The sequence below is a fragment of the Paenibacillus sp. FSL E2-0151 genome (genome assembly GCF_037993015.1).
In the GTDB taxonomy this organism is placed as follows: domain Bacteria; phylum Bacillota; class Bacilli; order Paenibacillales; family Paenibacillaceae; genus Paenibacillus; species Paenibacillus amylolyticus.
Map to the genome: position 1 here is coordinate 1,178,678 of NZ_CP150308.1, position 14,434 is coordinate 1,193,111.

At 48.7% G+C, this 14,434-nt stretch carries 10 protein-coding genes; all 10 read left to right on the plus strand.

The window, feature by feature from the left end; all coding sequences use genetic code 11:
* Nucleotides 1-13 precede the first annotated feature (13 nt).
* The 10 genes from MHI55_RS05375 to MHI55_RS05420 all read left to right on the plus strand — a co-directional run bounded on the left by MHI55_RS05375 (nucleotide 14) and on the right by MHI55_RS05420 (nucleotide 14,323).
* On the plus strand, nucleotides 14-835 hold the full coding sequence (locus MHI55_RS05375; protein ID WP_076329382.1) for an ABC transporter ATP-binding protein: 822 nt from the start codon (nucleotides 14-16) through the stop codon (nucleotides 833-835).
* 542 nt (nucleotides 836-1,377) lie between these two features.
* The gene (locus MHI55_RS05380) at nucleotides 1,378-2,400 is read left to right on the plus strand and encodes a hypothetical protein (RefSeq protein ID WP_340389214.1); all 1,023 of its coding nucleotides are present in this window, start codon (nucleotides 1,378-1,380) and stop codon (nucleotides 2,398-2,400) included.
* A 166-nt stretch (nucleotides 2,401-2,566) separates the two neighbouring features.
* Nucleotides 2,567-3,922 carry a diaminobutyrate--2-oxoglutarate transaminase gene (locus tag MHI55_RS05385; protein ID WP_340389216.1) on the plus strand — a complete coding sequence of 452 codons (1,356 nt, stop codon included), beginning with the start codon at nucleotides 2,567-2,569 and terminating at the stop codon, nucleotides 3,920-3,922.
* 11 nt (nucleotides 3,923-3,933) lie between these two features.
* Nucleotides 3,934-5,349 (plus strand): MFS transporter, encoded by a 1,416-nt coding sequence (locus MHI55_RS05390; protein WP_340389218.1) that lies wholly within the window; start codon nucleotides 3,934-3,936, stop codon nucleotides 5,347-5,349.
* On the plus strand, nucleotides 5,327-7,114 hold the full coding sequence (locus tag MHI55_RS05395; protein WP_340390575.1) for an IucA/IucC family protein: 1,788 nt from the start codon (nucleotides 5,327-5,329) through the stop codon (nucleotides 7,112-7,114). The genes MHI55_RS05390 and MHI55_RS05395 overlap by 23 nt, the downstream gene beginning before the upstream one ends.
* Nucleotides 7,089-9,101 (plus strand): IucA/IucC family protein, encoded by a 2,013-nt coding sequence (locus MHI55_RS05400; protein ID WP_340389220.1) that lies wholly within the window; start codon nucleotides 7,089-7,091, stop codon nucleotides 9,099-9,101. The genes MHI55_RS05395 and MHI55_RS05400 overlap by 26 nt, the downstream gene beginning before the upstream one ends.
* Entirely contained in the window at nucleotides 9,098-9,874 is a 777-nt protein-coding gene (locus tag MHI55_RS05405) for an aldolase/citrate lyase family protein (RefSeq protein ID WP_340389222.1), read from the plus strand. Before MHI55_RS05400 ends, MHI55_RS05405 begins: the two co-directional genes overlap by 4 nt.
* A complete protein-coding gene (locus tag MHI55_RS05410; protein ID WP_051446969.1) occupies nucleotides 9,871-11,298 on the plus strand; it encodes a type III PLP-dependent enzyme in 1,428 nt (475 codons plus the stop codon). The genes MHI55_RS05405 and MHI55_RS05410 overlap by 4 nt, the downstream gene beginning before the upstream one ends.
* Nucleotides 11,258-13,105, plus strand: a complete 1,848-nt coding sequence (locus tag MHI55_RS05415; protein WP_036606216.1) for an IucA/IucC family protein — start codon at nucleotides 11,258-11,260, stop codon at nucleotides 13,103-13,105. The genes MHI55_RS05410 and MHI55_RS05415 overlap by 41 nt, the downstream gene beginning before the upstream one ends.
* A 210-nt stretch (nucleotides 13,106-13,315) precedes the next feature.
* Nucleotides 13,316-14,323 (plus strand): restriction endonuclease, encoded by a 1,008-nt coding sequence (locus MHI55_RS05420; protein ID WP_036606217.1) that lies wholly within the window; start codon nucleotides 13,316-13,318, stop codon nucleotides 14,321-14,323.
* The last annotated feature ends 111 nt before the right edge of the window (nucleotides 14,324-14,434 follow it).

Sequence of the window (14,434 nt, forward strand, 5' to 3'; positions counted from 1 at the left end):
GGAGGAGAGAGCTGTGAGTATTCTGGAAGCCAAGGAGCTTACGATCTCCTATGGAGCAGATCCCATTATTGAAAATTTAAACCTGACCATTCCCAAGGGACAGATTACCGTCCTGATTGGCAGCAACGGCTGTGGTAAATCTACGCTGCTGCGTACGATGGCCCGGTTGCTGAAATCCAGCTCCGGTTCGGTGCTACTGGATGGCGAAGAGATTGCAAAGTTGCCGACCAAGGAAATTTCAAGACGCATGTCCATCCTGCCACAGGGCCCGACCGCTCCGGAAGGCTTGACGGTGAACCAACTGGTTAAGCAAGGACGTTATCCACATCAAACATGGCTGAAGCAATGGTCTCGTGAGGATGAGCGTATGGTCAAGCTGGCACTGGAGTCCACACATCTGACAGAACTCGCGGATCGGCCTGTGGATGCACTGTCTGGTGGACAGCGTCAGCGTGCCTGGATTGCAATGACGCTCGCGCAGGGTACCGAAACGCTGCTTCTGGATGAACCTACTACCTATCTGGATATGACACATCAGATTGATATCCTCGATCTGTTGTTTGAGTTGAACGAACGGGAAGGACGCACGATTGTTATGGTACTTCATGATCTGAATCTGGCATGTCGTTATGCGCATCACATTGTGGCTGTTCACAACAAGTCCATCTACGCAGAAGGTAAACCGGAAGATATTGTTACACAGGAGATGGTCCGTAAAGTCTTCCAGATGGAGTGTGAGATTTCGGTTGATCCACTGTTCGGCACACCAACCTGTATCCCGCATGGAAGGGGAAGGAAGCTGAATGGAGAACAGCGTTATACACAACTGGCTTGAGGATCAAAAAGTCCGTTTTTGATTCGATTAATAGTTATTCAATACTCCACATCAACTCCATTGTATGATTATGCAGATGACAAATTAGGCAAGCCATTGGTAAAACCATGTCCCAGGCTTGCCCGGTTTGTTGTGCCTATTATTCGATAAAAGCATACCTGCATCGACTTAAACCCACACTAAATTCAATCTTATTTTTCCTTAAAAGTTTATTATTGACAATATAACTCGAATTGCCATAAAATAGATTTTATATGATATTGATAATCATTATCAATATTAAACTACAATAAAAATTGATGAACGTATGAGCAATATAAGTTGAATTAATCATTTACATGCAACGGAGAGGACAGAAAAAACCTGAAAAAGCGAAGCGTTCGCCTTTATCCCCGGATTTTTCCCTTGAGAAAAGGGAATCAAAAAAATCTGGGGATAACAGCGATTGGAAGGTTGTTCTGTCATCGTAGTGTCAGCGTAAATAATCTTTAATTCAACTTATATAGGAGCGAGTACCTTCATTCGATCGAGGAGGATTTTCAGTGTTTCCGAAAGGGATTCATAATCTGCAAAACCGACTCATTATAAGCAAAGCGAGAGAAATGGGCATCACCTGTGAGCCACTTCTTGAGGGATGCGAAGATTTTCTGAAGCTGTCTGTAGGGGACAAAGAGATCATCATTAACAAAACCAGATCTCATCGTCTGCCGTTAATCGCTGGACTGCTCGCCAAGAACAAGCAGGCATGTAATATGTTATTGCATGAACAGGGAATGCCTGTACCGTCATTTATCGTGATCCCGGAGATGGGAAGCGAAGCAATAGCTTTTCTGAATAGATACGGCTCTATTGTAGTGAAACCACTGGATGCGAGCAGTAGCATGGGCGTGACGCTGGATGTGCGTACTGAAGAAGAACTGGAGACAGCCATTCATCTTGCGAGTGTCCACGGCAGCAGCATTATGATACAGCAATATGTGACCGGGATCGATTACAGAGTGCTGATCATTAACGGTGAAGTGGCGGCTGTGAACCAGTATCGACCTGTCTATGTCGAGGGAGACGGAACTTCAACTGTTGGGGCATTGATCGAGCAGTTGAATCAGGAACGAATCGAGATGACGCACATTGGGGAGTATGAAGCATTTCCCGAGGTTAATGCAGAAACGGAACGACTGCTGGAGGTATTACATGCACAAGGGACAACACTGGATGAAGTTCCTGCCGCGGGAAAAGAAATCGAGTTATACAATCTCCGCAATTCTGCCGCCGGAAAAATCAGTGAATTCTACAAGGATTGTACCGGAATCATTCATCCCGAAAATGCCCGAATGATCATTCAGGCGGCAAAGACTCTTCAGATCGATGTAGCAGGAGTCGATGTTCGTTGTCGTGATATCCGCACCCCGATCTCCAGAGATCAGGGAGGCATCCTGGAAGTGAACGCCTTGCCAGATCTGACACACCACGTCTTTCCCCATGGTGGAACAACTCGTGATGTGGTTCGGTTATACCTGGAATACCTGTGTCAGGAGCAACTTGAATATAAGATATATAGCTTATAACAACGTATAGATGACAATATATGACGGATGACAGATAACGGATACCATCATTTAATTCGGACCTCACCATGATTTTGAACCAATACCAGGTCATATGCAAAATGTAGAACAAGAATCACAGGCAGCAGGTTCAGCCTGAATCGATTATAAGGAGCGTTAGAGGGCTATGTCAGTAGAGGTGCAGACGGAATATCTGAAGATGCAAAATGAGAAGGAATCCAATGCAAGATCGTACCCGAGACATTTCCCACTTGTCATTAACAAGGCCCATGGGGTGAAGATTACCGATACGGAAGGCCGCGTATTCTACGACTGCCTGGCTGGGGCAGGAACATTGGCGCTGGGGCATAACCATGACACGGTGGTCAACGCCATTCGTGATGTCCTGGATCAGCAGATTCCGCTTCATACACTGGATTTGGCAACACCGCTGAAGCTTGCATATATGCAAGAACTGTTCTCCATTCTTCCGGCAGAGATGCGAGATAAAGCCAAAATCCAGTTCTGTGGTCCAACCGGAGCGGATGCAGTAGAAGCAGCCATTAAGCTGGTCAAACATGCCACAGGTGGCAAGTCTATTCTTGCCTTTCAGGGAGGTTATCACGGTTCAACCCAAGCGACAATGTCGATGAGTGGCAACCTGAGCAAGAAACAACATCTGCAAAGCCTGTTACCCGATGTTCATTTCCTGCCTTTCCCTTATGAATACCGCTGCCCATTTGGTGTTGGTGAGGGCATGACGGCCCGGTTAAGTTCACAGTATATCGAGAACTTGCTCGATGATTGCGAGAGCGGTATTGCCGCACCGTGTGGGGTCATTGTGGAAACGGTGCAGGGTGAAGGTGGAGCCATTCCTGCAGATATCGAATGGCTGAGGGAGCTGCGCCGAATTACGGCAGAGCGGAGCATTCCGCTCATCATCGACGAAGTGCAGACAGGCATTGGACGGACAGGGCGAATGTTTTCATTTGAACATGCCGGAATCATACCTGATGTAATTATCTGCTCCAAAGCAGTTGGCGGAAGTCTTCCCATGTCTGTCGTCATCTACAAAGAAGAGCTGGATCAATGGCAGCCCGGAGCGCACACAGGCACGTTCCGTGGCAATCAACTCGCCATGGCTGCGGGACTTGCGACACTTCGTTATATTCGGGAGCAGGATGTTCTGCACAACGTGCATCTGCGCAGCGAGCAGTTCATGAATCAACTGAATGCATTAAAAGAGCGATATGCAGAGATTGGTGATGTACGAGGCAGAGGGTTGATGATTGGCGTTGAGGTGGTTGATCCAACAGGACGCAAGGATCGTCTGGGACATTATCTGCCAAACGGAGTGCTGGCCGAGTCTATTCAACGTGAATGCTTTAAGAATGGCTTGATTGTAGAACTGGGTGGGCGTCATTCAGCTGTTGTTCGTTTTCTGCCGCCATTGAATATTACAGAGCAGGAATCGAGCGCGATCCTGGCGATCTTTGAGAAATCAATAGCTGAAGCCATTGCCTTAGCAACGGCGGCATGTTGAAGCTGTCACTAATGAAGAGGCATGCAGTATTATTCGCGATTCTGCTCGGTGCCTTTTCGCTGGTACTGACCAACAGTGCATTTAACCTGCTGCTGCCTTATTTTGTGCAATATTATCAGATCTCTACGACAGCAGGCGGGTGGATTATCGCGCTGTACATGCTGGCTATGACGTTAACGATGCCGCTGGCTTCCCTGATTGTGGACCGACTGGGGCGTAAGCAGACGTATATGTTGGGGATCAGTATCTATGGACTGTTCTCGGTAGCAGGTGCGTTGTTTTATCACTCTATTGAGGTACTGTTGCTGGTTCGTTTCATGCATGGCGTTGCCGCGGGGCTGATGATTCCGTTATCACTTGTGTTGCTGTTTGATGTATACGGACCGGAGGTACGAGGGCGAATTACCGGAGCGTGGGGCTTGCTGCTTATGTTGGCTCCGGCTGCCGGGCCTACGCTGGGTGGATTCATCATTCAGTATGGACGGCTTGAAATGCTGTTCTGGCTCAATGTGCCACTGGCTATATTCTCGTTGATTGGCTGCGGTCGAGTCATTCAGACCTATATCCCTGCCCGCAGGAAAAAATGGCATCCAACCAGTGTCATGCTGCTCATCTGCGCGGTAGGTGCCCTTAGTCTGGGGGTACAGTTGTACGCAAGTCCTGTCGTGGCAGTATGGGTACCATGGATGCTGATTGCGCTCGGTGTGTTGCTGCTCATTCGTTTTGTCCAGACCGAGAACGGTCGCAAGGAACCACTGATCCGGTACCAGTTGCTGCGGCGTAATGCCGTCTTTCCGCTGACTGTACTGATCTCGACGATTCAGGATTGTGTCATGTTTGGCGTGATCTTTGCATTGCCGTTATTGTTCCAGGACGTCTTCCACCTGTCGCCGGCCTTGTCCGGTGCGTTGTTCATTCCCTTGTCGATCTGTACAAGTCTGTTCATGTGGATTGGCGGCAGCTTGCTGGATCGCGGTCGGTCCATACATTTTATCGCATGGGGGACGTTGCTGGTGTCCATATCGATCTTGTCGTTTGCAGTTCTGCCCATGGGAGCATCGATCTGGATCATCGGTATACTCATGGCTTGTCGTGGAATTGGCGTTGGTCTGTCAGGCATGAGTATCTCTGCAATTGGCCTGCAAGCATTACCGGACGAAGACATGCACGAAGGGTCGGTGTTATCAACCACAATTGAGCGGCTGGCTTCTTCGTTTGCGGTGATGGGAATGACCCTGTATTACGATATGCGTTGGCAATGGCTTGCCGGGGCAGGAACGTCCATGGAGATGGCAAAATGGGGAGCACTCAAAGAGATCTGTATCGGACTTGGCTGCGCCATACTGCTTACACTTCCCCTGGTCTTACTTATAACCCGAAAGAAGGTTGGCATCATTGTTCGAGATGGAAAACAAGCTCCGGTCTGAAGCTGAGCAGCAGGCTCATGAACATTCGTGCAAGCTGCTGTTGAACTGTTACATCCGTGAGCTTGCGCTAGAGAAGGAAAGCGATATTTGGATCAATCCAAATACGCTGACGTACACTGTTACTTTTCAAGCTAGTAGGGTGAAGGTGACAGGACACTTGTCTTATTACTCTGCCATAGGGGAGCATGAATACCTCAGCATGGAATCTGGCGGGGAAGCGGTGCATTATAGCGATCTGGTTCATTGGATCACATCTGAGCTAAGCGGGAATGGGGAACAGGGGGCGAGTTCGGATCAACATGGAATGAAGAAAAGTGTGATGGAAATGAAGCGTTCACTTGAGGTGGATATTGCACATCCAAAGGGCGAGAATACGAATCGTGTAGATGCGACGTATGCCAAAGATTTTGCACAAAAGGTAGATAACAGTGTCGGTAACCTTACGTTGTATATCGAACAAGCAGCCGGTCTCGACATCCATGACTATCGCACATCTGAACAGTCACTGTTGTATGGTCATCCGTTCCATCCGTTTCCGAAGAACTCCAAAGGCTTCAGCGAGGATGATGTGCAGAAGTACAGTCCGGAGTTACGGACATCATTTCAACTCTGTTATATCGCCGTGAGGCAGGATGTCTACGTGCAGGAATGGGTCGATGACGAGGCGGCAATGGATTTGCAGGACCTCCTGTGGAGCCATGTGGAGCCTATTTTAAAAGAAAAGAGTGAAATGTATGGGCTGCTGCCTGTCCATCCATGGCAATACGCATACATATCACGATTGTCCGAGGTACAGCACTATATTCGAGATGAAAAATTAATCCTACTCGGTAGTGCGGGGCCTATCGTCTATCCAACTTCTTCGGTCCGTACGGTCTATGTTCCCGAATGGAACTGTAATATCAAGCTGTCACTGAATATGCAGATCACGAACATGATTCGCACCAACAGTGCTGAGCAGATGCACAGAACATTAGATGCCTCCAGATACGTCAGGCAGCATGACTGCTTCGGTGCTGAACCGAACACACATATTGCGTATGAGACGGGTGTAGCGACTTGTGCTTTTGAAGATGAAGAGTTAACCAGTCTGTTTACGATAGCTTATCGGCCCATTGAGTTTGATGTTGAGAATACGTATGTCTTATCCAGTCTGGTTGAAGCACCACTTCCCGGGATGCGATCTAGGTTGATGACGATGCTGGGTGGTGGACGTGACATTGCCGAGCGTTGGCTGGAACGATATCTGGCATGTTCGCTGCTGCCGATTGTAAGGGCGGCGGGAGAGAAAGGTATTCATTTTGAAGCCCATTTGCAGAATACCCTTGTGACCTTAAAGGATGGGTTGCCTGTGGATTTTATCGTCCGCGATCTGGAAGGGGTCAGTGTGGATGAGGAACTTATCCGTGAGCAGGATGGTGCTGCGTCCGATTTATTATTTTATTCGCGAGAGAAAGCCTGGGCGCGGACATCGTATTATTTTATCGTCAATCATCTGGGGTCTCTGATTCATGCAATGGCGCGAGATGTGAACGTCCCGGAGGAGCATTTCTGGAAGCAGGTACGTGAGGTCCTTGTGGAGGAACTGGAGCGAACGGGCAATGCATATGTGCAATATCTGCTGACAACGGATGCATTTCTGGCCAAACAAAACTTGGTGAGTTGTCTAAGGGGGATCAGCCAGACCCCGGCCTACGTGCCGGTGAGCAATGTAATGAAACGAATGGGGAGTGAAGTGCGTGGGAGTCGTGGGATACAGGGCTGAAGCAGGCGGCAGGACAGAAGCAGTTTACGTGGCTGTACAGGAACGGATCATGCGGCAGACGCTGGAGGCGATGTGGTTCGAAGGCATTCTAGACAGTCATGTAATTGGGAGCGAATGGCGAACCGAGGGACTTACATCTTCCGGTCATTCTGTGGCGTACACGTGTGAAGCGGAGCGAAAGTTTTCGTTCGGCCGGGTGAAGGTGAAGAAGGATTCGATTCAAAGAGAGGGCGTATCCTGCACCGATCTGGATCTGTTTTTGGAGGAGATCGTACTGAACGCGTTGAAGGGTGCAAACGTCACGGCTTTTATCCAGGAACTACTCGAAACGATGGCAAAGGACAGCCAGTGCCAAGCTATATTGCCCTTGAACATTCCAAATGAAGATCGGCATTATGATGCGCTCGAAAGTCACATGACCGACGGTCATCTGTACCACCCGAGTTATAAGTCGAGGCTGGGATTTTCTTTGAAAGACAATCTGGCCTATGGCCCTGAATTTAACTCGGAGGTTTCATTAGTCTGGGTTGCTGTGAAAAAAGATTTGGCTCAGACCGCTGTATCCGTAGGGTATAGCTCGGAAGAACTGGTGGGACAACATCTGACCGCAGTGGACGTACAGCGACTTCAACAGATCCTGCAACAACAAGGTTTTACGGACACGGGTGAGAACGTCAACGCATATGCGGCGAGTGCAGATCAGCTTGGGAGCAGTGCCGAAGTTGGTGAGAGCGTTGGAGAGACAATCCAAGCGAAGCTTCATGGGGGAGTTCGTGAAAAAGGCGAAACAGTCCGTAGCTCGGGTAGGGAAGACGGCAAGGTTGGCATAGGAATAGGTTCTGACATTGGTGATCGATATGTATTCATTCCGGTTCATCCATGGCAGTGGGAGCACCAGTTGGAATCGGTATATGCCCGTCAACTGATGGATGGAGACATCGTGTATCTTGGTCCATCGTCTTCGCCCTATCGTGCGCAGCAGTCGATCCGTTCGCTGTCGAATCGGGTGAATCCGGAAGCCCCTTACATCAAGCTGGCACTTAGCATCACCAACACGTCGAGCACACGTATTCTGGCACAGCATACGACCCAGAACGCGCCACTGATCAGCGATTGGCTGGATGAACTTGTTCGTGAAGATGAATTGTTGCAGCAGGTGCAGTTTGGCATTTTGAAAGAAATTATGGGACTGTCGTTCCGTTATGAACAGTTGCCTGCAACCCAGTATGGACGGGCCTACGGTACACTTGGTGCCATCTGGCGAGAGAATGTATCGGTTCACCTGAAGCAAGGTGAGACGGCATGGCCGCTGAATGCATTGATGTTGGTGCAGCCGGATGGTGTTCCATTTATCCAGGATGCTGTAGAACGACATAGGGTGGAAAAGTGGAGCGAGGCCCTTGTTCGCACGGTTACATTGCCGATTATCCATCTGCTCTATGCATACGGAATTGCGCTGGAATCACATGCTCAGAATATCATTTTGGTACTGGAAGATGATCTACCGAAACGAATCATTATCAAGGATCTGCATGATGGTGTTCGTTATGTACCGGATCAACTGATGTATCCGGAACGGGCACCGAAGCTGAATCCCGAGCCGGAAACTCATCGCAAGTTCAATCGGTATTCCTTCATCTATGCGGGAGATGTGTCGGAAGTCCGGGACTATACGTATGATGCGTTCTTTTTTATATGCATGACGGATATTGCGCTGGCTTTGGAGAAGTTTGGTCTGTCGGAGGAAGCGTTCTGGCAGCTGTGCGCAGGTGTAATTGTGGATTATCAGCGAGAGCACCCGGAGTACACGGATCGATTCGTTGCATTTGACCTTTTTGCCGAAGATGCACTGATCGAAGAGATGACCAAGCGCCGTCTGTATGGGGATGGAGAGTTATATTTCCGCAAAGCGAGCAATCCGCTCAAGATATCAAAGGATGTACTTGAATCAAAGAGAACGCCCGAATTAAAGGGAATCGTCGAATGAGAATTAACACGCTGAAGGAAAAAATTGCACGCAAACAGCCCGTATACGGCCTTTTTGTATCCATACCACACCCGGTGATCGTCGAGATGATCGGACATGCGGAATATGATTTTGTCATTATTGATCTGGAACATGCCGCAACATCGATGGAATCGGTGGAAGAGTTGATCAGGGCGGCGGAACTGGTCGGCCTAACCCCGTTGGTACGTATCTCGAAGGTGGAGCGAGCGGAGATTCTTAAAGTGCTGGACTGTGGCGCACAAGGCATCGTCATTCCGCATGTCGAGCAACTGGAGCAGGTGGAAGAAGCGGTTCATCACGCCTACTACCATCCGGTTGGCACGCGGAGCTTGAATAGTGGTCGTCCCAGTGTATTTGGGAAATATCCGCTCACAGGATACATTGAAGAAGCGAACCAACAGGTGATGGTTGTACCCATGATCGAAAGTGTGGAGGGCGTGCGGCAAAGTGAACAGATTCTGTCTCACCCACAGGTGAGTTTTGTATTGGAAGGAGCGGCTGATCTGTCGCAATCCCTCGGCGTGCCATGGCAGACAGAGCACCCGGACGTGAGACGTGCGCTGGATGAATTGCATGCTAGTGCCCAGCAGTGCGAAGTACCTTATGCAACGGTCACCAGAGGTGTGGAGGATATGTCTCTCTGGGCTGAGCGGGGAGTACATATATACGTGCTTGGTGATGATCGGAATACGGCGTTTCGGGCGTATGCCCAAAAACGGAATGACTACAAGAATGCGGGTGGGCAGATATGAAAGCTAGTGTATGGCATGCGATAGATGAACTGCAACGAGGGATGGAAGATCCGGTATGTGCGTATGTATACGATCTGGCTGGCATTCAGCAACAGGTACGTCAGATGTTAGGCTGTATGCCCGGAAACACAGGATTGTTCTACGCCATCAAGGCGAATCCAGATCTGCGCATCATTGAGGCGTTGCTTCCATTGGTGAAGGGATTTGAAGTGGCTTCGATTGGAGAGCTACTCAAGGTTAGAGCGGTAAGTCGCGAGGTTCCGATTCTGTTTGGAGGTCCGGGTAAAAAGGAGAGCGAACTGAGGCTAGCCATCGAGAATGGCGTGAGTTACATTCATGTGGAAAGTTTGCTGGAGCTGCGGCGCATTATTGCGATTGCGAAAGAGAGAGCGATGGAGCAGGAGCAGGTGCAGGGGAGCAGGCAGAAGCAAGAGTGGGAACTGAAGCCGGAGCAGAGATATACGCAAGCATACGGCGAGGAACTGATGCAAGAGCAGAAGCAAAAACAGGATCAAGGACAGAAGCAGGAACATGAGCCGAAACATAAACAACAACAGGGTCTAGCGCAGGAGGTTCGCATTCTTCTTCGAATCAATCTGCGGAGCAGTACGTTACCTCGGACGAAGATTGTCATGGGCGGTGGGCCGAGTCCTTTTGGAATCGATGAAGAGGTGGTGGAAGAAGCCATTGAACTCATTCGTGTGGAAGGCGCGGGTGTGGTTCGGTTAAGCGGGTTCCATTTTCACTCCTTGTCCAACAATATGGATGCAAGGCTGCACGCCGAGATGATCGAGTTGTATTTGCAAAAGGTGGAACAGTGGCAGCAACAGTATGATCTTCCTGTGGAAGTGGTGAATGCAGGAGGTGGGTTCGGTGTTACGTATGATGGCAGCCCCGGATTTGACTGGCCATTATTCACTTCCCTGTTGGAGCAAAGTGAAGCCAGACAGCGCCTTGTTTCACGCGGAGGCCAGCTGTATTTTGAATCGGGTCGACTGCTGGTGGCAGACCACGGGTATTACGCAGCAGAGGTTACGGATATCAAAACTTCTCATGATCAGTATTTTGCCGTGTTAAGGGGAGGTACGCACCACAATCGTCTGCCTGCTTCATGGGGGCATAACCACCCGTTTCAGATTATGGCAACGGATCGTTGGAAACACTCGTTTGCCCGGCCAGAGGTAAGAGATCGTCGAGTCCATATCGTAGGTGAGCTATGCACACCCAAGGATCGCATGCATTCTGATGCGGAGGTAGCACTGCTGCGCGTGGGAGATATTGTTTTGTTTGAAAAGTCAGGGGCTTATTGCTGGACCATCTCGCATCATGATTTTCTGGGGCATCCGCACCCGGCATTCCATTATCTAACGGAGGACAATAATCATGTCAACAATGATGAAGCGTTCCAGTCTGCAAGCCGCTGAACGCCGGATTATGGCGGATCTGATGAATTCTTTCTTGGCGGAGCAATTGCTTCCAATGAAGGATCACCCATTCATTGATTTTGCCGAAGCACCTGCACCGTTCCGTCGATTGTACAAGGGATATGACAGCGAAGAGCATAATCAGAATGTAGCTTCTCGCTATAGATTGCACACTCAAGGCGTGCTGTGTCTGGTTGAAACAGGAGTAAGACAGGGGACTCAGTGGGTTCAGGGTTCACCGATCTACGAGGAGAAAACTGATGGAAGCTGGGTTCTCCTTGATACTCCGACAGAAGTTGGACGTGCGGTGTTACAGAGGGCTTTGTCGGATAAGGCCTATGCGCAGCCTGGGGTGGCGGAATTCCTGGTTAGTCTGGACATTGCTGTGGAGCAGTATGCTTTGGGCTGGGAACAAGTCCAGTATCTGTCCGCTAATGTCCCGGCTTCTGCGTATGAATGGTTTATCAAAGGTGAGCGCGTTGCGGCATTGCGGGATCGTCCATTTCACCCATCGTCCAAAGCCAAGGTGGGATTCAACGCAGAAGATGTAACTCGGTATGCAGCAGAATTCGGGAAGGCGATTTCGCTGCGCTGGGTGGCTATACGGCTGGATGCCGTGCAGCAAGGGTGTGAAGATGGATTGTCCATTTTGGATGTGTTAGACGATGTTCAGCGCGGAGTGATGGAAGCCGAGTTTGCCCGAAAAGGGATTACGTTGTACGAATATCTGCCGATGCCTGTTCATCCATGGCAATTGCAGCATGTGATTCTGCCTCGCTTCACGGGAGAGATCGAAGAGGGTAGCATTATCGTATTGGACATAGAAGTGGGCGACGTACAGGCCACATCCTCTCTGCGCTCGATGGCTCCGTCAACTGAATCCACCCTAATGCTCAAGCTACCGGTTAGTGTGCTGTCGTTGGGGGCTGCTCGTTATCTTCCGGTGGTCAAACTTCTGAATGGTCTTGCTGGTGAACGGATGCTACGACAGGCCGTTGCTTGTGACGAGACGTTGAAGGACAAGGTGTATATGTGCGAAGAGCAGAACTGGTGGGGCTTCATGCCGGAATCCATGGGACTGTTCGATGATCATCCCCGCCATCTGGCTGCACAGATTCGTGTGTATCCCACTGAATTGCTTAATGAAGCCTACAGAGTCATTCCAATGGCCGCACTCGGTGTGAATCTGGAAGGGCATCATCTATTAAAGGACATTCTGGGGGATCATCTGAGCAGCACGAATGTTCTCGACTTTTATGCCGGCATAGCTACGACGTTTTATGACATCGTGATGCGTCTGTTCAAGGTGGGCGTTGTACCCGAGATTCATGGTCAGAACTGCTGTCTGGTGTTGAAGGATAATGAGGTAAAAGGTCTATTGTTCCGCGATCATGATTCGGTGCGTTTGCATCAGCCTTATCTGGACAAACATGGCATTGCAGACCCTGCCTACCAGATTCGACCTGGCTACTCGAACAGCCTGTATAACGAGACGATCCAGAAGCTGATCTTTTATGTGCAGTCTTTGGGGACGCAGGTGAATCTGGCTGCGATCATGGATGCACTTAGCGAGGTGTATCACATTCCCGAAACGAAGTTATGGGAGATCACGGAGCAGGCTTGGAAGGAAGCGCTGCAACATGTGCAGCTTCCCGAATCCGACCGGGCCGCGCTCGCTCATGCGATATTCGAGAGCAGGGAGTGGCCCGTGAAGTTAGTTGTCCGTCCGCTGCTTGAAGCAGACGGAGTGCCTGGCGCGATGCCATCGGGCAAAGGCATAGGGTGGAACCCTTTTTACAAGGGATAGAGATTTAGGTGAGTTTAAAGGTGCATAAGACATATTCAAAGAAGAGGTGACTTGAGATAATTCAAGTCACCTTTTAGATTTGGTTAACAATAATCATGCAGTTCGAAGTGTAATAAATTACTGAACTATATACAGTCTTCATGCAGGGAATGTCATTTCCATGCCGAAACTTCTAATTAAGTTAGAAATAAGCAAGTTATGGAGGAACTTATGAGTAAAAATAATTGGTTCATTAGAGCCGGTGAGAGTGCCTACCTCTTTGAAGAGTTTAAAGAAACACAAGTGATAGCTATTGGTTGGAATGAAGTAGGTTCATTGACACAAGTAAGACATACCGACGATGTAAAGAAAAGACTTCGTAACGAGTATCCTGATTATAAGGATGGTAAAGTAAATATTACAGCAGGTCAGTTATTCAGATTTGCTAATGATATGAAAGTAGGAGATCTGGTAGTTACATATGACCCTCAAACACGCGAGTATCTAATTGGAGAAATCATTTCCGATTATCAGTACGGTGAAGGTATGATCTCAGACAAAAAACATTATAGAAAGGTGACGTGGACGGGACAAGTAGATCGGGATGTTTTAACTGCAAATACACGCAGTACCTTAGGATCGAAGATTACACTTTTTGCATTACAGCCTGAAACAGTGAAGGAACTTACTCACTTTTTGAAATCCAAAAGATCTGAACCCCTTGATCTACATCCAGAAGAAACAGAAAAAGAGCAGGCGGAACTAGACGCGATTAAAGAGGATGTAATTGAGAGAGCACATGAATTTATAAAGGACAAATTCAATCATTTAGATTGGGAAGAAATGCAGAGTCTGGTAGCTGGTGTCTTAAGAGGCATGGGATACAAAACAAGAATATCTGTAAAAGGACCTGATCGCGGAAGAGATATTATTGCATCACCAGATGGTTTGGGGCTGCAACAGCCTAGAATTATGGTGGAAGTTAAACATAGGAAAAACGCGATGGGATCCAATGAGATTCGAAGTTTTATCGGAGGGTTAAGACCCGGTGATCAAGGAGTTTATGTTTCAACTGGGGGATTCACCAGAGAGGCTAAGTATGAAGCAGAACGTTCTAACATTCCAGTTTCTTTGGTAGATGCAGATCTTCTGGTAGAGCTGATTAATCAGCATTATGATGCATTTGATTCAGAGGCTAAATCATTAATGCCCCTAAAGAAGATATATTGGCCTTTATAGAACAGAGAAGGTGACCCGGTTGACGGGTTGCCTTTTTGGCTTGTTGTCATCGAAAGTTACAATGCTTGGAGGGAATAAAACGTTCATCATTATGGCTAAAAATCTTATGAA

What these genes read in the sequence shown, in the direction of transcription:
- MHI55_RS05385 (WP_340389216.1), top strand. Translation starts at nt 2,567, where the DNA reads ATGTCAGTAGAGGTGCAGACGGAATATCTGAAGATGCAAAATGAGAAG.
- MHI55_RS05390 (WP_340389218.1), top strand. Translation starts at nt 3,934, where the DNA reads ATGAAGAGGCATGCAGTATTATTCGCGATTCTGCTCGGTGCCTTTTCG.
- MHI55_RS05395 (WP_340390575.1), top strand. Translation starts at nt 5,327, where the DNA reads ATGGAAAACAAGCTCCGGTCTGAAGCTGAGCAGCAGGCTCATGAACAT.
- MHI55_RS05405 (WP_340389222.1), top strand. Translation starts at nt 9,098, where the DNA reads ATGAGAATTAACACGCTGAAGGAAAAAATTGCACGCAAACAGCCCGTA.
- MHI55_RS05410 (WP_051446969.1), top strand. Translation starts at nt 9,871, where the DNA reads ATGAAAGCTAGTGTATGGCATGCGATAGATGAACTGCAACGAGGGATG.
- MHI55_RS05415 (WP_036606216.1), top strand. Translation starts at nt 11,258, where the DNA reads ATGTCAACAATGATGAAGCGTTCCAGTCTGCAAGCCGCTGAACGCCGG.
- MHI55_RS05420 (WP_036606217.1), top strand. Translation starts at nt 13,316, where the DNA reads ATGAGTAAAAATAATTGGTTCATTAGAGCCGGTGAGAGTGCCTACCTC.